Below are 20593 nucleotides of genomic sequence, written 5' to 3' on the forward strand. Positions count from 1 at the left end.
GCGGGTGTCAGGTGAGCCGGTAGCCGGCCAGGCGGTTGTAGCGGCCAGCGCGGGCGTCCTGGTCCAGGTCGGTCCAGAAGACGCCGGGTTCGTTGGGGCTGACATAGTCGACATGCTGCAGGACGGCGGCCTGGTCGCCGGCGACGAAGTCGCGGGCGGGGAACAGGTAGATCTCCGGTTCACCGTGAGAGGGGCACAGGACCAGGACGGCCCAGTCGAGGTCGCCGCCCCAGGCTTCGTACGACTCGCTGAGGCCGGGATGGTAGGTGCGGATCCCGACCAGACCGTGTGGCGTGAGGATCTGGACGGTGTCGGGGTCGGGCGTGTCACCGGTGTCCGGGTGGGCGCGCAGGTGCTCCAGAACCGTCCTGACGACGGCGACCGGGACCGGGACCGCCGCCGGGTGTGGTTCGGGCCTGACCGGGTGTGCCGCCGGTTCGGGTGCGAAGTGGGCGATCATGAGTCTCCCCTTGTCGTTGGTGTGGTGGCCGCGAGTGGTCGCGGGCAGGGCACGATGGCTCGCCTGCACCGCGCGCGACAAGGCACGGCCGATGGTGAGCGGCCGCGCGGCGGCTGGTGACGGCGCTGACGAGCCAGATGCACTGCCCGCCGCGGCGGCGGGTCGTCGGGCCGGGGTTGTCCCGTTGGCGCAGTCCCCGTTTCCTGGTTTGCGGTTGCCGCGCCCGGTGGTGTTCGTTCAGGAAGGTCGGCGTCGTCGGGGATGTTGCTGGTCGGCCTGCAGGATGATGGCGGCGGCGTCTTCGGCTGATTGGTGGGCCAGTTGTGGGAGCAGGCTGGTGTAGGTGTCGGCGGCGATGGTGATGGAGGACAGCCGCAGGGTTTCCTGGACGACCTTCATGTCGTAGCCGGCGGTGAGCAGGAAGGTCGCGGCGCCGTGGCGCAGGTCGTGCAGGCGGATCGGCGGCAGGCCCGCTTCCATGGACAGTTGTTCGAACTGTTCGGTGACGTCGGCGGGGTTGACCGGTTGGCCGGTGGGTGTGGTGAAGACGTAGCCGGTTTCGATCCAGGTGGCTCCGGCGGCGAGGCGTTCGGTGTTCTGCCGGGCGCGGTGGGCGCGCAGTTCCTTGACGGTGGTGGTGTCGAGGCTGATGGTGGCTTCGCCGGCGTCTGATTTGGGTTTGCCTTCGAAGGTGTCGGTGCCGATCTGGGTGATCTGCCACCGGATCGCCGCGACCCCGTTCTTCAGGTCCAGGTCGCTCCAGCGCAGCCCGCAGGATTCGCCGCGGCGCAGGCCGCGGAAGGCGATCAGGTGGTACTGGGCGTACAGGCGGTGGCCGCGGGCCCGGTCCAGGAACTGTTTGGTCAGGGTGGGGGTCCACACCATGACCGGTGAGGGGCGTGGGGCGCCGATGTAGGCGTCCAGCCGGTTGATCTTCTCTCCGATCCGCTTGTGCGGCTCCAGCGCGGCCTGGTGTTTGCGGCGTGCGTTCATCGTCTCGGTGTGGGCGGCGAAGTCGCTCTCCCATGCGGTGATGCGTTCGGGGGTCCACACCAGTGCTTTGGGTGGGCGGCCGGACGGCAGTTCGACTAGGCGGCCACGTTCACCTCGATCAGCCGCTGTTTGATGGCCTTGTTCAGTGCGGCCCGCAGCGTCGCGCGGACGCGTTGTTTGGTGGCGGGGCCGATCAGCCGCCGCCCTTTGACCCGGGCGCGCAACCGCAGGTCGCCGGAGTCGCGGGCGCGGGTGATGGTGTCGTTGAGCTCATCGATCGCCTCGAACACCGCCTCCACATGGCCGAGGCGAAGCCGGTCCAACTTAATGGTCCCCAGGGTGGGGTACAGGTAGAGGCGGATGTGGTCGGCGTAGCTGCGGCGGGTCCCTTCCCGCAGGTTCTTGCGCCCGGCCAGCCAGCCCTGCAGGTACTCCCCGACGGTGATGGTGCGGTCCAGGTCCTGGCCGGTGCCGACCTTGCGGCGCACCTCTCCCGGGACCGGCAGGGACCGGGTCTGGCGGACGGTGGCCACGATCAGATCGGCGATCTGGGTGGACCGCCCCGGCGATGTTGGAGGCTCAGATCGTTGGTTCTCGGCCGGCCTGGGACGCTATGCCACGTGACCGGTGGAACGCTTCCTCATACTCGCGCGGGGGAATGTTCCCGCAGTAAGAATGTATCCTTTCGGTGTTGTACCACGCCACCCATTCCATCGTGGCGAGCGTCACGTCCATGACATCTTCCCAGCCCCCTCGAAAGTTGATGAGTTCCTTCTTATAGAGACTGTTGAGTGACTCGGCGGCGGCGTTGTCGAATGAATCACCCTTGCTGCCGACCGAACGGGCCGCGCCGATCTGGTCCAGTCGCTCGGCATACCGGATCGCCGTATATTGCACGCCCCTGTCGCTGTGATGAACCAGCCCGTCGTCGATACCGCTCCGCGACCAGATTGCCATTTCCAGCGCGTCCAAGGCCAGTTCGGCGCCCAGGTGACCGGCGACCTGCCATCCCACAACGGCACGGGAGAACAAGTCCTGAACAAACGCGGCGTACACCCACCCCGCCGCGGTGTCGACATAGGTGATATCAGCCACCCACCGCCTGTTGGGGCCTCTGCGGTGAAGTCACGTTCCAGCAGGTCACCAGGCCGGTCCACACCCGCCACCGTGGTGCGCGGCCGCTTTCGGGGCGCACACGCCCCAGCAATGCCCAGCTCGCGCATCAGCCGCTCCACCGTGCACCGGGCGACCTCGACACCCTCACGATTCAGGTGCCTCCACACCTTCCGCGCACCGTAGACGCACCGGCCCGGACCTTCCCACACCCGCACGATCTCCTTCTTCAACCATTCGTCACGCACCGCACGAGCCGACGGTTCGGCCTCGCGTTTCTTCGCCGCCCAATACGTCGACGGCGCACACTCCAGCACAGCGCAGATCGGGTCCACCCCGAACTGTCCCCGGTGAGAATCGATGAACTCGACTAGCGCGGCGGTTTCGGGTCGAGTTCCCGGGCGAAATAGGCGCTCGCGGCCTTCAGGATCTCGTTCGCCCGCCGCAACTCATGGTTCTCGCGCTCCAGATCAGCGATCCTTTGCGCATCACTGGTCGTGGTTCCCCGACGCTGCCCGCCATCGACCTCAGCCTGCCGGATCCAGGTCCGCAACGCCTCACGATGCACCCCGAGCCGGTCGGCGATCCGGGCGATCGACCCGGTCTTCTCACCTGTCTGTTCACGCAGTTCAAAGACCATCCGGACTGCGCGTTCACGCAGCTCAGGAGAGTACTTCCTCGGGGGTGCCATAACCCCTCACCCTTCCAGGTTCAAGGGCCTCCAACCAACCCAGGGCGCTCCACCGGTGGCACCGGGAGCTGGTTGCCAGGAAGTGGACCTACCCACACAAGGTGCCCGGCCGGCCACCGCTGCGGCGGGAGATCCGCCGGCTGGTGCTGCAACTGGCCGGCGAGAACCCCGGCTGGGGCTACCGGCGAATCCACGGTGAGTTGGTCGGGCTCGGTTACCGGGTGTCGGCGGCCACCGTGTGGCGGATCCTACGGCGCGCCGGTGTGGAGCCGGCCCCGCGGCGGGCCGACGCGTCCTGGAGCACGTTTCTGCGAGCCCAGGCCTCCGGCGTACTGGCCTGCGACTTTTCACCGTCGATACCGTCTTCCTCCAGCGGATCTACGTGTTCTTCGTGGCGGAGATCGCCACCCGCCGGGTCCACGTGCTGGGCTCCACCCGCAACCCGACGGGCGCATGGGTGACACAGCAAGCCCGGAACCTGCTCATGGACCTGGACGACCGAGCCCAGGGGTTTCGGTTCCTCGTCCGCGACCGGGACGCCAAGTTCACCGACGCCTTCGACGCCGTCTTCGCAGCGGCCGGCATCGCCGTGCTGCGGACACCGCCGCAGACCCCACGAGCAAATGCGTACGCCGAACGATGGGTCGGCAGCGTACGCCGCGAGTGCACCGACCGGCTGTTGATCTTCTCCCGGCGCCACCTGGAAGCCGTACTGAGGATCTACGCCGATCACTTCAAAAGCCACCGTCCGCATCGCTCGTTGGGACAACGACCGCCAACTCCCCCACCCGAACCGATCCCCATCAACGTCAACGCCACCGTTCGCCGGACACGACTCCTCGGCGCGTGATCAACGAATACCGCAACGCCGCATAACCATCACCACATCCAGTACCACGCAAAGCCGCACCTCAAAGCCATAATCCGAATATTGAAGCCTCACAGGGGTCCCACAGCGCCTCGATGTCCTTGTGGAGCTGCTGCAGGTCGCCGGGGGCGATCTCGACCCGGCCGATCAGCTTGCGCAGGACCTTCGTGGCGAGCAGGTGGTCGGCGGCCTCACCGGCCAGGCCCCCGGCGGCGATCGTCACGGGCACGAAGCGCCTGGCCTGCCGTTCCAGCCGGTTGCCCCAGGAGACCCCGAATCCGTCCCGCAGCCGCTCGCCCAGCCTGCCGTCGAGGAAGCTCAGCACCTTGTCCGTCTCGCCGCCGTGCCGGGCCTCGGCGGCGTCGAAGGCGTCCGTCAGCGCCTTGCAGGAGACCGGCGCGAGCGGATGGGTCTCCCCCGGATCGAAGGCCCGGGGCCTCGGCGGCAGTTCCAGCACGTGGGCCCTGTCGTAGGTCTTGTCGGCGAACCTGACCGTGGTCTCGTCGTTGTTGGCCGTTCCGATGAACCAGACGTTGCCGGGCAGCTCCAGCGCGCGGCCGTCGCGCAGCAGCCGGGGCGCCGGGGAGACCGGCGCCGTCATGAGCGGGAGCAGCGCCGGTGCGCCGGGATCGCCCTCCTTGCGCTCCATCGCCGACAGCAGATCGCTGAAGTACTGCTCGGGGTGCGACAGGTTCATCTCGTCCAGCACCACGATGAACGGCTTCTCGCGGAAGAGCGGGAGTTGCGCCTTGTAGAGGCTCTGGGTGAACTCCGACTCGTAGAACTTGCGCTCGAAGGCGTTGTAGTAGCCCAGCAGGTCCTGTGGGCTGCGCCATTCGGCGGCGACCGCGACCGTCTCCCGCCCGGCGCCGATGACCTGGGCGAACGCCTCGGGCAGCCGGGTCTTGCCGATGCCGCTGATGCCCTGCAGCAGGTGCAGCCGGCTGGAGGCCAGCCCGGCCACGAAGCACCGCAGGTCGGCGCCGGAGTAGTACAGCCCCAGGTCCAGCACCATCCGCCCGCGCACGCGCTCGACGAAGTCGCGCAGCCGGACGGGCTCGTCGCCGAGCTCGGGCCGGAACCCGTAGCGCTCCTCGTCGTCCATGGCGGTGCAGGCGGGGAACGGCGGGCTGTCCTTCACCATGGCCTGCATCTGCATGAGCCGCGCCGACTGCTGGTCGATCTCCGAGGTCAGCGTGTCGTTCTGCCGCTGCAGCGCCTGGTTGATCATGCGGGCGTTCTCGCGCTCGGTGGCGGAGATCATCGACGCGGTGACGTGCCGGCGCAGCTCGGCGTTCTGGCGGAGCAAGCTCCTCCCGCTCGACCATCAGGTCGTGGTGGGCGGACTTCAGCTCCTCGACCCGCTCCCGGTCCTGGACGGGGCTCGCCGCCGCGGCCATCCGCAGCTCACGATTCTCGGCGTGCAGCCGCCGCAGCTCCTCGGCCAGCTCCGGCCCCCGCCGACCGCCGAGCTCGGCCTCGGCCGTCTCGTACCGTGCCAGCTCGGCGGCCCGCCGCTCGACGAGGCCCCGCATGGCGTCGAGCTGCCGCCGATGGCCGAGGGAGTTCTGCCGCTCCAGCTCCAGGTCGGTCTCCAGCCGGGCGAGCCGGTCCCGGACGCGGTCGTCGGCCTCCTGGTCCAGATGCTCCGCCCGGACGCTCAGCAGGCTGGCCAGTGGCCACAGCACCTAGCGATCTTCTCCCGGCATCATCTATAGTAAAGATTAATAATGTTCTGGATTAATCTCTGGAGAGCTGGTTGACGAGCTACGAGGGGTTGCGAGATGCAGTCGTGGCCAACGAGGGCATCTTCCAGGCCACGATGGCGGAGTTGAAAGCCATCAAGGGTGCCGGACGGCTGGGCGTTCACGTGCGGGACGCCATCAGTCGTGAGCTCGCCTCGCACGGCATGGGGCACCTGCCGGCACAGCTTCCCCCCAACCAAGAGGATGAGGTGCGTCTGTTCCTTCTCGGGTCGGCAGTGGCCGACATCGTCAATGCGGTGTTGCACCCCAGCGACAGGGGCGATCGATCGCTCCGCAGGCTCGGAACCTCCAGAGCTGACGAACTGCTACAGCAGATCCGCGAACTCGTCTGCGAGTAAGTTCACGTTCTCCCAGCGCGGCAGACGACGCTGGGCAAACGAGGAGAAGTACAGATGCCAACGGCCGACAACTCACCTGCCAGTACGGCACCATCAACGACAGGGGTGCCATCGCCAGCCGCGCTGGCCGCCCGACTGACTCGGCCCCGTCCGCTTCCTCCTCGTCCTCAACCGTTGCCCGCCCCGGGTCGAGTGTTCGCCTACGTCGACAACTCCAATGTGTGGATCGAAGGGCAGCGTGTACAGGCGGTTGAGCTCGGGCAGGCCCGCACAGAGCGTGACGCGATGAAGCGCGGAATCACCGCCCCCTGGCAATATGACTTCGGACGGCTGTACGAGCTCGCCTGCCCGTCCGGCAGTATGGTCGGCCGCTCCTTCCTAGTCGGTTCACGCCCACCGCCCAATGACTCGGTCTGGGACCGGGCCCGAAACGAGGGCTTCGAGGTAGAGGTCCACGATCGCAACGCCGCGAACAAGGAAAAGCGCGTCGACACCAGCCTCACCACCATCATGCTGGACGATTCCCACGAGCACATGGACCCTGCCCGCGGCGACCTTGCGGTCTTGGTCGCCGGCGACGGCGACGGCGACTTCCAACCCACACTAAGATCACTACACCGACGCGGCCTTCGGGTGCGGGTGCTGAGCTGGGACCATGCCTGCAGCCGCGACCTCCGGGAAGACGCCGACGAATACCTATCCCTCAACCCCTTCTTCCACTGGCTTACCGTCTCCCGATGACCGCAGAGATCGGCTCTGGCGCCACGCTGGCTCCCCAGGGCGGGCGCCTGAGCGGCGAGACCGACTTAACCGCAGCCCCTTGCCTACTGGCTCGTCCACGCCGTTGGTGCCGGGACGGCGCGGGTTCGGTTCTTCGCCGCGATCCGCTCGGCCGCGTTCACGCCGAGCGCTGAGCCCTATGGGCGTATACCCAGTTCACCAACGGCGGGCAGTCCTCGCACTCAAACCAGGTACGGCTCATTGCCTAGGGCAGGAACATCAGTTCTGCTCTGCCAGCGTGGCCGCTTCTTCATCGTTTGCGTATGCCCGGAGGGCCGGCAGGTCTGTCACGGTGACGTGGCGCCATCCTGTGCGGATGAGGCCGCGTCTACGGAGGGTCTGGAGAGCGCGAGCGACGGTTTCGCGGGAGGCGTCCATCCAGCTGCCGAGCTCTTCCTGTGACAGTGGTGGTGCGATGCGGATGCCGCCGCCGTCAGTGGACGGGGCGAAATGAGCCGACATTTCGGCGAGTTCAGCCAGCAGCAGGGCCAACCGTTTCGTGCCGTTGGCAGACACATGGGATTCCAGGCGCCGGTCCGCGTCGTCCAGCCGCCGTGTGAAGGTCCTGCTGAGCAGCTGCCACACGCCGGGGTTTTCGTCAAGGAACTCGGTGAAGTCTGCCGCCGGCACGACCAGGGCGTGCAGCGGCCCCAGCGCGACCACCGTCGCAGATCGCTGTCGCCCGCCTAGGACCGCGCTTTCACCGATCAGATCGGCGGGTCCCCGGACCGCCAGGACAACCTCGTGGCCATCGTCAGTCGACGCGGTGACCTTGGCCCAGCCCTGCTCGATGATCATTATGTGATCTGACTGGTCTCCCTGGTAGCACAGCGGCACCTTGGGAGCGAAGGCCCGAGGGCGAGCCACCTCTCGCAAGGCCGCGCGCTCATTGGGAGATAGAGCCTCCCAGAACCCCGTGTACCGACCAGCGGTCGTCGCGTGTTCCGGGCTGGCAGCGGGAGCCGCTTCGCTTGCGGTGCCGCTGTGCTGGGTCAAGGAATCAGCCGAACTCTCAGTGTCTGCTGGATGCCGCGGTAGAGATGGGCCCGGTGACGCAGGCGGCCGGAAATGGTCCTGCGGCGGCAGAGGTGGAGCGCTGCGGACGGCCGGTTCGCTACCCGCGCGGGCGCGGATGGCCGCAGCCCGCTCGAGGCTGCTCAATGAACGGATGTGCCGGGCGGTGGATGTGCCGAGTGAGGATTGTTCGACCAGGTCTCGGAAGGGCATGCGGGGACTGAGGCTGCGGCGTGCTTCCTCCACCTGACGGGTGAGCATGTGACCGCGGTATTCCAGGCCTTTGGCGAGGACCTTGATGCCGTGGAACTCGGCGGGGCGCAGCGAGCAGAAGCCGGGCTGCACGATGTCGTCGTACAGCGAGTCTGAGATCACGTACGCCAGGTCTCTGGTGTCGAGCAGTCGGCGCAACGGGGCGGCGTCCAGCAGCCGCGACACCACGATGGGCGCATCGCCGACTGGGCCGAAGGGACCCCCTCGCAGCGGGCCATGATGCAGAGCGAGCCGCACCCGCAGTGGCCTCTCGGCACCGGGTGCAACAGCGTTGATCTTCGTGAGCGCTGCGGCCAGCGCGATCGGGTAGTCGCCCACCATCGTGGGGATGTCGGCATCCTCGGGCAGGACCGCCAGTTCACCGTCTCCGCTGGTCTGCTGCTGCCAGGCGCCGCGGTCCAGCCCGACATTGCGAGCGGCCAGGTCCAGCGCATCACGCAGTCTGCTTTGGGCGAGCAACTGTCCATGTGGATCCCGCGCGCTGTAGCCCTGGATGTCGACGGCCAACAGGAGACGAAAGACCAAAGTGCCGCGCTCGGGCGTGCGGTCGGCCGCCACGTTGGACATCAGATCGGACATCAGGCGTGCTCCCCTTCCTGCCCGGGGCGGCGTTCGCGGTCACGCAGGCGTTTGCGGGCTCGGCCGATGCGGCCCTCGGCCGCCTTGGCGGTCATATTCATCTGCTCGGCGGCTTCAGCCTGACTGAGGCCAGTGGCCATCTTCCGCAGCAGGCCGCTGGTGAGGTTGTCGGTAATAGCGTCCAAGACGTCCTTGGCCGTCATGAGCGTCACCACCTGGGTCTCGGGGTCGTTGACCTCGTTCAACAACGCGCGCAGCAGATCCAGGTCTTCGACGCTGGTGGAGACCTCGCGCTCCCGCTGCCGGTCCCAGCGTTTGAACTTGGCGGGGAACTGCAGGATGCAGGCGTTGACGAACGTCGTGCTCAATGAGGCCCCCTTGTCCGGGGACCAGTCACGCGAGGTGAACACCCAGCGGCGAAAGAGCGGTAGTCCTGAGGCGATCATGTCGGCGACCAGTTCGTTGACAGTGTCGCCTTCGAGGCGGGCCAGCGCAGCGGGCCCTGGAGTGAACGGCCGGCCCAGCCTGGCGCACAGCCCCAGAATCTGCTCATCCAGGATGAGCCTGGTCAGCACCGGCAGGGCGTACATGATGAGCTGCTCCTCCAGATAGGCGTGCTTGCGACCACCAAGCCCCTCCTGCAAGACGGCCGCGACGACGACCGCATCGCCGTGCGCCGCGCCCGCGGTATCCCGAGAGGCGGCCCCGGCCTCCGCGGCCCCCACCTTGTCAGGGCAGCCACCCTGGGTATCGACCAGCGGTGAGTCCGCACTTAATCCCACACCGGGGTCAACGACGGGTGCTCGGCCCGGTTGCAGCGCCTGCTCAGCATCGGCGATGGCCTGGGCGACTTCGCCATCGGTAGACGGTTCGTCACCGGGCGAATGCGAGGGACCGGGGTCATGCTGCTGATCGCGGGACATGCGGGAGTCACGCCAGCGTCGCGGCCCAAGGCCACGCATTTCCTCCTGAGGGTCGGGCACCGGCTGGCGGTCTCGCGGCCGTGATGGGGCACGTCATGGTCATCTCCTCGCGGCGGGGAAGCCTGTAGGCGTTATAGAACCCCGCCCCCCACATCCCCTCCCGGTGCAAGTGACCGTGTCCGGTCACGAGGGCACCCGGCGTCGGCGGCCTATAACGCTGCGACGAGGGTCCGACCAGAAGGGAACACACCCATGACCGAACAACCGACGTCCCCACCATCAGCACCCAAGCCGGCTGCTAACGCTCCGGGGGCTCACCTCGCCGCATCACCCAGCGCTCTCAACGACCAGTGTCAGCCCCGTGACCGACGGGCGGGACGCCGCCCGTCCCCCGCAGTGCTGGCCTGGATAGGCATCTTGGCCGCAGGTGCGGTGATGACGAGCCTGGCCGCCTTCGTTCCGGCCATCGGGCTACCTGCCGGGGTCGGCGTCGGTGCGGTCGGCCTCCTGTACACGATCTACAGCAACCGTCCCGGGCAGTCCTGACCGTGCACTCCTCATCGAGTGCCGGAGCCGAACCGGTTGTGGCCACAGCGCCCGTCACCGACCCTCGCCCCGACAGCATGAGACGGCGTAAACAGCGATCTCAGGGTGGGCCTCCAGGGCGCATTCAGCCTGGCAGCGGCCGCCCTGGCGAGTGAGGGAGAGATTATGCCGGTCGAAGTGGGGCTGTGGCGGGTCGACAGCGGAAGGCCTCAGCAGATCGACTCGGCCGGGATCGAGCTGGAGAAGCAACTGGAGGACCTGATCGAGCAGGATCCGGCCATCCTGGGGTATCCGCTGCTGATCATCGGCCGTCAGGTCCCGACGGCGAACGGCGGCACTGTCGATCTGCTGGGCATGGACGAGGTTGGCGACCTGCACGTCCTGGAGCTCAAGCGTGGCCGGACACCCCGCGAGGTGGTCGCCCAGGCTGACCCCCAGATCCCGGGCCACCGACACATACGTCGCCGACGGAGTCGACAAGAACAACGCCACCGCGTCGGCCTTGAACTCCTCCGAGTAGTTCTCCTTTGCCATCCAGACCCTCCACCCCGGACACCATGATCCAGGACTCAGGGTGGCCACGATTCAGGGGGAAGGACCGAGATGACCAGCATCAACTTCTGGTTTGGGCTCACCCTGTGAGACCGGTCAGGCCACATCCTGTGGGCGCTTGTTCGGCCATAGCCGCAGCAGCCACAGCTCCCGGCCGGTCAGCTTCGCCACCTCGATCTGAAAGGCGGGGTCGTCGGAGTCGGTTGAGCGTTCCAGGGCCTGGTCGTACAGCTGGCGGGTATCGGTGTGAAAGGCGTTGATGCGCACTTGGTAGGAGCCGGGATCGGGCAGTGGGAATGACCAGGAGCTGCCGTGGCCGCCGTTGCTGACGGTGAGCTTGCCGGCGGGGCAGTGCAGTGTCCAGGTGGCCGCTTCGAGATCGAATCGTGGATCGCCGGTGAGGGGCTCGGTGGTCCAGGACTCGGCGCGGACGCGGATCTCCACGTCACTGCCGCTTGGGAAGATCAGCAATGTGGATCCCTCGCAGGCGCTGGAGGACATCGGCTCGGCTGCCGGGATTGTGTCCGACGGCGGGTCATCACCGTTGACGTACACCTGCGAATACCACGGCAGTACCAGCCAGTCATCGGTTGCGATCATCATGGCGCTCATCAAGCTCTCCTGCTGTCCTTGGTCGGGACAGGCCGGCAGGTACGGGGTTGCGCACCTGCCGGCTCTATCACATCGACACGGCCGTGTTACTCGACCTTGATGAAGTAAGCGTCGCCCTGGGCGATACGGTCCCAGTTGTACCACGCGAGGAGCACGTTGCCGGCTGCGCCGTTATGCCGCCAGTGGACGGGCTTGGCGGAGAACATGCCTTTGAATTTTTCGCCGTCCTTGTCATACTTAAAGCGGGCAGCTCCCTCATAGGTGGAAGCAAAGGGGTACTCGTCGCACTCGTTCTTCGGCCGTCCCTGCGGGTATTCGGGTGGGTAATCTATTTCTTTGTTCCAGTCTTTGAAGTAGGGATTGCATCCCAACGATTTGGCGTAGTAGCGGTTATCCTTGACGCGCTTCTTGGATTGTTCGTCGTAGGACTGGACCAGGCGATGCAACGGGTTCTTGATTGATTTGCCCGGTAGTTGCTTGTCGGAGAAGGGGGGCATGGTCTCCGTCGCCCGGTTCAGCGCCTGGTCCAGGTGATCCGCGACCTGCTTGTACCCGCTGTCGCTGGCTTTGCTGAACTTCAGGTACGGGTGCGGCTTGGCCTCGCCGGGCGGATCGGGCACGTAGAAGATCGAACCACGCTTTGCCTTTCCGTTATACCAGGAGGAGTCGAACCGGATACTGGTCGCCGGGTGCTCGGCCTGCTGGGCACCTGGATAGCCGGGGACCTCGCCGCGGGAGAAGACGACTACCTCGCCGTGGGTGAACTGGTCGCCGTTCTGCTTTTCGGGTGTTTTGCCCGGTGAGATGAACTCGACCTTGGCGTTCTTGTCCGTCTGCCACTGCGGCACTGTCTTGAGGGCGCCGTTGGCGCTAGGTGCGGTGCAGTCTGGGGAGTTGTTGGTGTAGCACCCCATGCTGAGACGGTAGTTGGCTTCCGAGTTGGCTTGGAACACCCCGTGAGCCACCATTGAGGTCACAAAGAACGTGAAGCTCATGTACCGGTCGGTCTTGCTGGGGCGATCGGGGTCTTGGGTGTGCTCCCCGTAGCCGATGAGGGTGAACGTCGTCGTCAGGGTGCCTTGGATGACACAGACGTCCGGTCGCTGCGGATCGCATGCCTTGGCTTCCGAGAGCGTCTTGTAGTCCCGCTTGCACCACGCAAAGCGGTTCTTGATCCAGCCGCCCAGGTCGTCGGCCTCATCCTTGGTGCCGCACTCGGCCGGGCTGATGTAGTCGTAGTCGTTTGCGGCGGACTTGCGCAGCACGTCGTTGGCGTCGGTCCCGTAGGTGGTGTTGCTGGGTCCGCGCCTGGCCTGCTCGGCGGTCTCATCGACCGCGAAGGCCGTGGTGGTGTACTTGATCCAGTTGCTGCGGGGTGTCGGAGCAGCGAACGCTGATGTCCCGCTCAGCAGCAGGGTGCCTGCGACGGCCAGGACCAGGGTGATTGAGCGCACTCCCTCACCTCCCGCAGTAGGTGTGGAAGAAATCGGCCTTGTTGTAGGTGTCGTCCGCGACTCGCGCGGATGCCGATGTGGGCGCCTCGCGCCACAGGGTCCGGAAAGGATCGACGTCCCTGTCGTAGACCTCCACCGTGTGCCTGGTCTTGTTCTCCCAGGAGGAGGTTTTGTTCCCGAATCCGTAGTCGGTGAGCGATTGGTTTCCGCCGCAGTCACGGAAGGTCAGTTTGCGGCCGGTGAAGTTGGCTCCGTCGTAGAAGCAGTACGCACTGGTGGCGCAGCTGGCTGCCGTGGCATCTGCGGAGGACACGAACGTGATGGTCACCTTTCCGTCGGCGTAAGAGACCTCGTTTGTTCCTGTTTGCATTCCGCCTGGATACTTGGCGAGTTGTTCGTCGATCTGAATCTGAACGCCTTGTCGCGCGGGATCTGGCGAAATTGCCTGGGCGTGCACTGGGAGGGAACTTGCTACTGCCCCGACTAAAGCCGCCAAGCCACATGCGGCCGTTCTGATCCTCATTCCTTGCCCTCTCGATTGGGGGAGTTGGAATGCGGGGTTACGGAAAACATAGGAGCTCATACCGCCGAGATCAAGTAATCTGAGATCTTGATGAGTAAAGTATTCTTTACTTGATCGTCATTGGCCACAGTCAATGCACTGTCTGCCGCAACTTCCCAGGTGACAGCCGACGAAGATTTCTTTCACCGCACTCGATCGAAACCCACCGAAGATAATCTGCTTGATATCTAAAGTATTCGCGATCAGGATCTGCAATCATTAGTACTTTAGTTTTCAACTATATCGGCTACTCTGCGGCTGGTCGCCTTGTCCATGAAACGAGGAAGCACAGCATTGCGTATGCCAAAGCTCCATCCGTGCAGGTCACGCTGCACGCTTGTACTCTTTGAGGATTCCGAAGGTCTCGAACTCCACGAATGCCGAAAACCAGTCTGGGTGGGTCAGGCGGGGTGCCAGCGAGGAAGCTACAAGATCGCCAACAGACCATGTTGGCTCGTTGTCGGCTCGGCGGTTCCGAAACGGATCGGTATACGGCGGCATCTTGTGGCACGGAGATCGGGCTGGATGCGGACAGAACGACACAGGCCGACACTGATAATGCCGGGCCGATACGTAGGTAGCCGACTTTTAATCCGTAGGCTGTGGGTTCGAGTCCCACGCGACCCACCACCCCTGACCAGGGCAAACGCCAGGTGCGACGCCCATCCTGACCCGTCCGGGTTGCGGTTTGGGTTGCGGTTCCGGCCAGATCAGCCCCAGAGAGCATCCCCCATGCGTCCCATGGCGCCAGCCGTGAGTCCGTCCGTGGGGTGGGTGTACCGGCGCGTCGTACTGAGCTGGGCGTGCCCCAGGATGCGCTGAATGACGTGAATGTCTACGCCCTGCTCTCCGAGCAATGTGCCGGCCGTGTGCCGCGCGTCGTGCAGCCGGTAGGCGTCAACTCGGATACCGGCCGCCGTGAGAAGCGCCTTTCACTTTCCCCAGTCCGACCGCCGTTCGATCGGGCGACCGGTCGGCAGGCACCAAACAAGATCCCAATCCTCCCAACCTTCTCCCGCCCGGTCACGCTCAGCCTCCTGTACAGCCCTGTGCTCTCTGAGCTGTTCCAGAAGCGGCGGCAGTAGTTGAGGGTTCCGCCCAGACGTTGCGTTCTTCGGATGTTCAGGTGGGCGGTCTGGTCTGGTTCGGTGATCGGTGGAGGCAGTGGCTTCAGCGGGCGGGCGTTGGCGATGCCCTGGTGAGGCCGACGCTCGTTGTAGAAGGTCTCGAACTCGCGGAGGGCGTGGAGCAGGTGCCGCTGGTTCCAGAGCAGAGTCCGGTCGAGGAGTTCGCGGCAGGTCTGCGCCCACCCGTCCATCACCGCGTTCATCCTCGGCATCCGCACCCCGGTGAGCACCGTCTGGATGCCGGCATCGGCCAGGACGGTGCCGAACAGGTCAGGGAACTTGCGGTCCCGGTCACCGAGCAGGAACCGCGCCCGGCAGCCGGCGCCCCCTGAAGGTCCATGACCAGGTTCCGGGCCGCCTGGGTCACCCACGCCGCGGTGGGGTGAGCGGTGACGCCCAGAACGCGGACACGGCGGGTGTGGTGCTCGATGACCTCCAGAGCGTACATGCGGGCGCTGGTGAGGCTCACGGTCTCCAAGGAAGTCACACGCCAGCAGCGCCTCGGCATGGGAACTCCGGAAGCTGGCCTAGGTGGTGGCGGAACGCTCGGGCGCCGGACCGACACCGGCGTCCTTGAGGATCTCCCAGATCGTGAAAGGCGCCACCGTGACGCCGAGCACCAGCAGTTCGCCGTGCACTCGCCGGTAGCCCCAGTTAGGGTTCTCCCGCGCCAGGCGCAGTACCAACGTGCGGATGGAGCGGACGGTCGGTGGGCGCCCCGGGCCGCTTGGGCTTGGATCGGGCGGCATGCCAGCCCGCAATCAGGTCGCGGTGCCAGCGCAACACCGTGTCCGGCCGCACCACGAGCCGCATCCGCCGGAATGACACTGGGACGGACTCGGTGCAGTAGCGTCGCAAGCAGTGCCCGGTCGGGGACGGTGAACCGCACCCGTGCGCCGCCGAGTTGGCGCTCCAGCGCGGTGATCTGGTGCCGCAGCACCAAAATCTTGGCGTCCTTCTCCCGATCGGTCATCGGCAGGAGACACAGGACCGCGAAGGTGCTCACCGCGGTCAAGCAGGCCAGTCACAAGAACACAGCCGCCCATCATCCCGCGGCGACCGCCTTGCCGCCGCCTGTTTCGCAGCTGATCAAGCGCGGCACCCGGAGCACCCATCCACGCCTTTCACCTGCGTGACCGCAATTATCGGCAAGCGCAGGGGTCGAGTCCCACGCGACCCACCACCCCTGACCAGCACAAACAGGCTTCACACCACCCGCGGTCGATCGTGCCTGAGACCGGGATGAGGACCACCTGGGGGCGAGTCCTTGAGACAAAGCCCTATGGGCACTGGTCTTCCTCGTAGGTCTGGAGCAGGCAGGCTGGATCGCGCACCGACTGGCTTGGCCGGTGCGGCAACTGTATGCGGTTGGCCTTCCTGAGTCGGGTATCCGGTATGCGGGGAGCCGAGGCTCTGAAGTGAGACGCGGCGTCGAGCCGATGGGGACGCGCCGGGTCACCCGGGTGGTCGGGCCCGAGGACGCGACGGGCTGTGGCCCTCCGTTCGGGTAGTGGCAGGCGGGCCGGGCCGTTGCGTGGGGCGCGCCGTTTGCGGCGGACCGGGCCCTTGCCGCGTCGGCGGTTGGTGCCGGGAACGGTGCCCGCGGCATGCAGGAGATGTGCGGCGGTCTTCTCCGCCGCGGTATGGGCGACCTCGGGCAGGACGCTGGTGTAGGTGTCGGCGGTGAGCACGATGCTGGAATGGCCCAGCATCTCCTGCACCACTCTCAAATCCACCCCGCCGCCAGGGCGAGAGTCGCCGCGCCATGCCGCAGATCGTGCAACCAGATCGGTGGCATCTCTTGTTCGGCGATCAGCCTCTGGAACTGGTGGGTGAGCCAGCCTGGAGAGATCGGTTCTCCGTTGAGGTTGGTGCACACATACCCACTGTCGCGGTAGCCGTCGCCGAACGCCGCCTGCTCGGCCTCTTACCAGGTGCGGTGCGCGCGCAGCGCAGCCACGGTAGTGCGGTCCAGCGCGACCACCCGGTTGCTGAACGACGCCGAATTCTCCTCGATCAACCCCGCCCACAGTGCGGCATTCAACGCCCGCCCGCGACGTCGCACGGATCCGGCTCAGCGTCGCCGCCGTCAACCGGCGGCCCGCCTGCTGATGGTCATGGACGATGGCGGCCAACATCTGGTCCACATGCCCGACCGACACCTCCGCCACCAGCAGATCGCCCAGCAGCGGCTCCAGATACCGGCGGACATGATCGCCATACCCGGCCACCGTCGACGCCGCCCCGGCATGGCTCCCCGGGATGGCTCTCCAGCCACCGTGCCAGCCATCCAGCCACCGTTGTCGGGTACTCCAAGAGGTGCAGAGGCGGGTATAGATAATCGTGCAGAGTTTCTTCTGGCCTTTTGGGGCCGCCTCTGCGAGTGGCTGGTCCTCGTCGTGCGCGGGCCGGGGGAAGGGCAAGGCCAAGGTCGCCTTGACCGACGATCCCGGCTGGTGCGTGCTGGCGCCGTACCTGCCGTGCCGCCGGTCAGGAGCGGACGGCTTCGACCTTGCGCCAGCGGGCCTCGCAGAAGTTGTACGCGCCGTAGAGCATCAGGCCGATCGCGACGCCGACCAGCAGCCACGGGCCTGCCGGTGTGTCGGCCAGTTCGCGCAAGGTGCCGTCCAGGCCCTTGGCCTTATCGGCGTCGAAGGTGATCGCCGCGTGCGCGATGAAGACGCCGATCCCGGCGAAGACCAGGCCGCGGGCGCTGGTGCCGATCACGCCGAGCACCTTGACGCCGGTACGGACCCTCCGACTCATCTGCTCCGTGCGCAGTTCCTCCAGGAACTCGTGGCGCACGGCGCTGATGATGTTCGCGATGCCGTAGGCGAGGAAACCCAGGCCGACTGCCAGCACCAGCCAGCGCCCACCGGGCTCGGCCATCGCCTGGGCGGTGAAACTCTTGGACTGCTCGTCGCTGGACTTGCCGCCCCGCCCCAGCGCGTACAGCAGCACGCTGATGAAGATCGCGGTGTAGATCACAGCGCGGGCGAGCGAGGCCAGCCGCTTGGTCGGTTTGTTCCCGTCCGGCACCGGCTGGCCGTACAGCGCCTCCGAGCACCGCCACAGCGCCATCCCGGCGAACCCCACCACCAGCAGCCACAGCATGACCATGCCGCCGGGGTTGTCGACGACGGTCTGCAGCGCGCCCTTCTTGTCCGCATCCGCCCCGCCGCGGCCTAGCCCGATCTGGAGCGCGAGCCATCCGATCAGCAGATAGATAATCCCATGGGTCGCCAGTCCCGCGCGGGACAGCGCGTGGAACAGGCCGTGTCCCGCGGCCTGCCGCCCGGCCCGCTGCGCCTTGCTCCGCGTCATACTCGGCGTCATCGGTCGCCCTCCTCAACGTCGGCGCGCCTGTGCCCAGCACTTCGAGGGTCAAACCACGGCAAACAGGGTGATCAGCTCTGCACGTTTACCCGTACCTACCTCTGTGCTCCAACGAGTACGCCCACAACCGTCAACGGCCGACCAGTGGGCCCGGCGCAGCCGCAGCAGTTCCTCCTCGGCTGGAGTCTCCCGGCTTCGGTGAAGCCGTGATGTACCTCGGGTTCGGTGGGGTCGGCTTGCTGGAATCCTGATGCCCTCGATCTTGGAGAGAGGCCCAGGACGCGCCGGAGCTATCCCCTGAGTTTCCGCCGGAAGGTGCTGGATCGGTCAAGGCGGGACGCCAGTTCACCTCCTGGGTGTTCACCCAGCGCGCCAAGGCGTCCAGGCTGATGGGCTCGATCGGCGACTGCTATGACTGTGAGGATGGGCTGGTCGCACATTCGGAGACCGGGCCTCGGCCGGCAACTCCAGCCGCCAGCACCGCAGCCCTTGATACCGCCCCGATCTCCCCGATCAGCCCGTCGGCTTAGGGCGTCCGGCGTACTCGCGCAGGGAAGAAGCAGGCCCTCCCGGGCTCGCGGATCCGTGCCTCGCGTGGACTGCATGGCCTGGTCGAAACGTCGCCGCGCTATGCCTCGCCTCTACGGCCTTCCGGCACATCCGGAGGCGTTTCAGACACGCCAGGCGCGAGCGGCGGTCCGCTCGATCAGGTGAACGGAGTCCGCAGGAGCGAGGCTCCGTTGCGTCAGCCAGTCGAAGACGCGGCGATGCTCGTGCGTGACCGTCTCGTCCTGGACGAGGCTCAGCGGATGGCTCTCACTGTGCACGACAGCGGGAAAGGTGACCTCGAAGGAGGGCGCGAACTCCAGGAGAGTGAACGCTTGAAGAGCAGCGCTGTGGTCGGCATCCAACGGCAGTATCCGCAATTCCATATTCGGCAGAGCCGCAATTTCCACCAGCCATTCCAGTTGCCGATGCATGATCTTAGCGTCTCCTACGCGGTGCAGGAGCACGGCCTCATCCAAGATCACCGACAACCGCAGAGAACGCGGTGCCCGCAGAAGTTCCTGGCGCTTCAAACGTACTTGAAGATCGCGTTCAATGATTGTCGCCGGTGCGGGAACGATCTCCGCCCAGCCCAGGATCATGCAACGCGCGTAATCCTCCGTCTGCAGTAGCCCCGTGACCCATTGAGGGTCATAGGCGAGCGCGACGTCGGCCTCGTCCTCCAGCGCGCAGTAGGCGGCCTGATCTTGTGGCAAGCCCACATAGCGGGCCCACCAACCAGGGCTCGCCGCCTCGCGCGCCAGGGCGAGCAGCTCGGTCAGCGCGCGGTCTTCGGCCTGGTAGAGCTTGAGCATGCGCTTGATGTCGGGCTCCCGGACACCGATCCGCGCTGTTTCGATTCGCGAAACCTTGCTGGCCGACCAACGCAGACGCCGTCCGACCGTCTCGGCGCTGAGACCACGGTCCTCACGCATGCGACGCAGCGCGACACCCAGGCGTCTGCGCCGCACGGACGGAGCTTGAGATGTCGGCACGGCCCACTCTTCCTAAGGGCGGCCAGGAATGGCGAAGGCCACCTGGCGTCACGGATCTTGAGCTGTCGGAGAACGATCGGCTATCTCCACGTGAAACCCTCGATGCATGTTGCAGCGCACATATTACTCTAGGACTTGTCCAAACTTGAGGGCAATCCGAAAACAGCGTGTCACCACATGGATAGATTTGCATGATTAGCCAAGTGAATCAAGCCGTGCATGGTGCACGAGCGCCAGGAGGCGGGCATGATTGGCCCCAAGGGGAGTAGGTCGCCTCGGATTCAACCGCCCGAGGCAAAGCACTGTGTCGAGTGCCCGTGATCGCGATGGCGCGGTGTCGGGACATGCCACCTCGGCGGTGGCGACCTCTGCGTCGCGGACGACTCGTCCGCCGATTGGGGATGGGAGGACGAAACCTTGCCCCTCTGCGGCCCCCTTCACCGAAGCATCCTCGCGCTCGACCTGGAGAGCTCGTCGACCCGCACCGATCTGATCAAGGTCGAGCTGCGGAACCAGCTCTATCTGCTGCTGCATCAGGCGATGCAGGCGGCGGGCATCGATGAGCAGTCCTGCGAGCCCATCGAGGACCGTGGTGACGGCGCCCTCGTCCTCATCCAGCCGACCGACGAGGTGCCGAGGTCACGCCTGCTGGACCCGCTCATCCCCGCGCTTACGCGCCTGCTGGTCGACTACAACACCGCATTGCCGCCCGCCGACCGTCCCGCCCACCGGCTGCGCATGCGTGCGGTCGTCCACGCGGGTGATCTGCTCCGCGACGACCACGGGCCGTTCGGCGCGGAGATCGACGCGGCCTTCCGCCTCCTCAACGCCGACGCGGTCCGCTCCGCTCTACGCGAGACGAGCGTGCCTCTCGCACTGGTCGTCTCCCAGCAGATATATGAGGCGATCGTCATCCACGGATACTCCGGCTTATGTCCGCAGTCGTACGAGCGCGCGGTCGAGGTCAACGTCTGCGGGCTGACCCGTTACGGTTGGATTCACATCCCCGGTGCCGACGAATCGGTTGCGCTCGACTCTCTCCGTGTGCTTACGGAAAGTACGTAA

General features: G+C 66.1%; 19 protein-coding genes and 5 pseudogenes. 8 read left to right on the forward strand and 16 right to left on the reverse strand.

Annotation, left to right across the window (positions count from 1 at the left end; genetic code table 11):
- Positions 1-7: 7 nt before the first annotated feature.
- From AMA02S_RS17860 to AMA02S_RS17875, 4 genes and pseudogenes are all read right to left on the reverse strand, one after another.
- Positions 8-460 carry a hypothetical protein gene (locus AMA02S_RS17860; protein WP_067459750.1) on the reverse strand — a complete coding sequence of 151 codons (453 nt, stop codon included), beginning with the start codon at positions 458-460 and terminating at the stop codon, positions 8-10.
- A 237-nt stretch (positions 461-697) separates the two neighbouring features.
- On the reverse strand, positions 698-1513 hold the full coding sequence (locus AMA02S_RS17865) for a site-specific integrase (protein ID WP_067459753.1): 816 nt from the start codon (positions 1511-1513) through the stop codon (positions 698-700).
- Between the two features lie 35 nt (positions 1514-1548).
- Positions 1549-1986, reverse strand: a complete 438-nt coding sequence (locus tag AMA02S_RS17870) for a site-specific integrase (RefSeq protein ID WP_067459756.1) — start codon at positions 1984-1986, stop codon at positions 1549-1551.
- Positions 1987-2032: 46 nt separating this feature from the next.
- Positions 2033-3257: pseudogene (locus tag AMA02S_RS17875) on the reverse strand (IS3 family transposase).
- A 62-nt stretch (positions 3258-3319) separates the two neighbouring features.
- Here AMA02S_RS17875 and AMA02S_RS45345 point away from each other — a divergent pair.
- Positions 3320-3718: pseudogene (locus tag AMA02S_RS45345) on the forward strand (helix-turn-helix domain-containing protein); the annotation flags it as partial.
- A complete protein-coding gene (locus AMA02S_RS43515; RefSeq protein ID WP_218005009.1) occupies positions 3640-4107 on the forward strand; it encodes an integrase core domain-containing protein in 468 nt (155 codons plus the stop codon). The pseudogene AMA02S_RS45345 and the gene AMA02S_RS43515, both read left to right, overlap by 79 nt.
- 61 nt (positions 4108-4168) lie before the next feature.
- On the opposite strand, the gene AMA02S_RS17890 is transcribed toward AMA02S_RS43515, so the two are convergent.
- Positions 4169-5434, reverse strand: coding sequence for an AAA family ATPase (locus AMA02S_RS17890; RefSeq protein ID WP_067459762.1), 1266 nt, complete (start codon positions 5432-5434; stop codon positions 4169-4171).
- A gap of 25 nt (positions 5435-5459) precedes the next feature.
- Here AMA02S_RS17890 and AMA02S_RS17895 point away from each other — a divergent pair, with 25 nt between their 5' ends.
- From AMA02S_RS17895 to AMA02S_RS17905, 3 genes are all read left to right on the forward strand, one after another.
- Entirely contained in the window at positions 5460-5843 is a 384-nt protein-coding gene (locus tag AMA02S_RS17895) for a hypothetical protein (protein WP_157430663.1), read from the forward strand.
- 41 nt (positions 5844-5884) lie between these two features.
- The gene (locus AMA02S_RS17900; protein WP_067459768.1) at positions 5885-6229 is read left to right on the forward strand and encodes a hypothetical protein; all 345 of its coding nucleotides are present in this window, start codon (positions 5885-5887) and stop codon (positions 6227-6229) included.
- A gap of 192 nt (positions 6230-6421) precedes the next feature.
- The gene (locus tag AMA02S_RS17905) at positions 6422-6970 is read left to right on the forward strand and encodes an NYN domain-containing protein (RefSeq protein WP_067459770.1); all 549 of its coding nucleotides are present in this window, start codon (positions 6422-6424) and stop codon (positions 6968-6970) included.
- A gap of 258 nt (positions 6971-7228) precedes the next feature.
- Here AMA02S_RS17905 and AMA02S_RS44230 read toward each other — a convergent pair whose 3' ends face one another.
- Together AMA02S_RS44230 and AMA02S_RS17915 are read right to left on the reverse strand one after the other, a co-directional pair.
- Positions 7229-8875, reverse strand: a complete 1647-nt coding sequence (locus AMA02S_RS44230; protein ID WP_245667627.1) for a cyclic nucleotide-binding domain-containing protein — start codon at positions 8873-8875, stop codon at positions 7229-7231.
- A complete protein-coding gene (locus AMA02S_RS17915) occupies positions 8875-9798 on the reverse strand; it encodes an RNA polymerase sigma factor (RefSeq protein ID WP_157430664.1) in 924 nt (307 codons plus the stop codon). Before AMA02S_RS17915 ends, AMA02S_RS44230 begins: the two co-directional genes overlap by 1 nt.
- Positions 9799-10509: 711 nt before the next feature.
- On the opposite strand from AMA02S_RS17915, the pseudogene AMA02S_RS41870 reads away from it, so the two are divergent.
- Positions 10510-10710, forward strand: a pseudogene (locus AMA02S_RS41870) (hypothetical protein); the annotation flags it as partial.
- A 60-nt stretch (positions 10711-10770) separates the two neighbouring features.
- Here the strand turns inward: AMA02S_RS41870 and AMA02S_RS44235 are convergent.
- The 5 genes and pseudogenes from AMA02S_RS44235 to AMA02S_RS44240 all read right to left on the reverse strand — a co-directional run.
- A pseudogene (locus AMA02S_RS44235) lies at positions 10771-10878 on the reverse strand (transposase); the annotation flags it as partial.
- 114 nt (positions 10879-10992) lie between these two features.
- Positions 10993-11508: a hypothetical protein gene (locus AMA02S_RS17930; protein WP_067459782.1), complete on the reverse strand. Its 516-nt coding sequence runs from the start codon at positions 11506-11508 to the stop codon at positions 10993-10995.
- 86 nt (positions 11509-11594) lie between these two features.
- Entirely contained in the window at positions 11595-12962 is a 1368-nt protein-coding gene (locus AMA02S_RS43520; protein WP_218005010.1) for a NucA/NucB deoxyribonuclease domain-containing protein, read from the reverse strand.
- 4 nt (positions 12963-12966) lie between these two features.
- Positions 12967-13419 carry a peptidase inhibitor family I36 protein gene (locus AMA02S_RS40405; RefSeq protein WP_169806842.1) on the reverse strand — a complete coding sequence of 151 codons (453 nt, stop codon included), beginning with the start codon at positions 13417-13419 and terminating at the stop codon, positions 12967-12969.
- 815 nt (positions 13420-14234) lie between these two features.
- A pseudogene (locus tag AMA02S_RS44240) lies at positions 14235-14441 on the reverse strand (tyrosine-type recombinase/integrase); the annotation flags it as partial.
- A gap of 281 nt (positions 14442-14722) precedes the next feature.
- Between AMA02S_RS44240 and AMA02S_RS43525 the strand changes: the two are divergent.
- The gene (locus AMA02S_RS43525) at positions 14723-14983 is read left to right on the forward strand and encodes a hypothetical protein (RefSeq protein ID WP_218005054.1); all 261 of its coding nucleotides are present in this window, start codon (positions 14723-14725) and stop codon (positions 14981-14983) included.
- A gap of 195 nt (positions 14984-15178) precedes the next feature.
- Here the strand turns inward: AMA02S_RS43525 and AMA02S_RS43530 are convergent, their stop codons facing one another.
- The 4 genes from AMA02S_RS43530 to AMA02S_RS17965 all read right to left on the reverse strand — a co-directional run bounded on the left by AMA02S_RS43530 (position 15179) and on the right by AMA02S_RS17965 (position 19528).
- Entirely contained in the window at positions 15179-15337 is a 159-nt protein-coding gene (locus AMA02S_RS43530; RefSeq protein ID WP_218005011.1) for a hypothetical protein, read from the reverse strand.
- A 594-nt stretch (positions 15338-15931) separates the two neighbouring features.
- The gene (locus AMA02S_RS42920) at positions 15932-16375 is read right to left on the reverse strand and encodes a hypothetical protein (protein ID WP_067459793.1); all 444 of its coding nucleotides are present in this window, start codon (positions 16373-16375) and stop codon (positions 15932-15934) included.
- A 766-nt stretch (positions 16376-17141) separates the two neighbouring features.
- Entirely contained in the window at positions 17142-17987 is an 846-nt protein-coding gene (locus tag AMA02S_RS17960) for a DUF1206 domain-containing protein (protein ID WP_245667628.1), read from the reverse strand.
- A 671-nt stretch (positions 17988-18658) separates the two neighbouring features.
- On the reverse strand, positions 18659-19528 hold the full coding sequence (locus AMA02S_RS17965; protein ID WP_067459799.1) for a helix-turn-helix domain-containing protein: 870 nt from the start codon (positions 19526-19528) through the stop codon (positions 18659-18661).
- Between the two features lie 417 nt (positions 19529-19945).
- On the opposite strand from AMA02S_RS17965, the gene AMA02S_RS17970 reads away from it, so the two are divergent.
- Positions 19946-20593, forward strand: coding sequence for a hypothetical protein (locus AMA02S_RS17970; protein ID WP_067459802.1), 648 nt, complete (start codon positions 19946-19948; stop codon positions 20591-20593).

Source organism: Actinomadura macra NBRC 14102 (genome assembly GCF_001552215.1).
GTDB lineage: Bacteria > Actinomycetota > Actinomycetes > Streptosporangiales > Streptosporangiaceae > Spirillospora > Spirillospora macra.

Excerpts from the sequence above, each read along its gene's own strand:
- AMA02S_RS17860 (WP_067459750.1), bottom strand. The coding sequence starts at position 460 with ATGATCGCCCACTTCGCACCCGAACCGGCGGCACACCCGGTCAGGCCC.
- AMA02S_RS17930 (WP_067459782.1), bottom strand. The coding sequence starts at position 11,508 with ATGAGCGCCATGATGATCGCAACCGATGACTGGCTGGTACTGCCGTGG.
- AMA02S_RS44230 (WP_245667627.1), bottom strand. The coding sequence starts at position 8,875 with ATGTCCGATCTGATGTCCAACGTGGCGGCCGACCGCACGCCCGAGCGC.
- AMA02S_RS17960 (WP_245667628.1), bottom strand. The coding sequence starts at position 17,987 with ATGACGCCGAGTATGACGCGGAGCAAGGCGCAGCGGGCCGGGCGGCAG.
- AMA02S_RS17915 (WP_157430664.1), bottom strand. The coding sequence starts at position 9,798 with ATGTCCCGCGATCAGCAGCATGACCCCGGTCCCTCGCATTCGCCCGGT.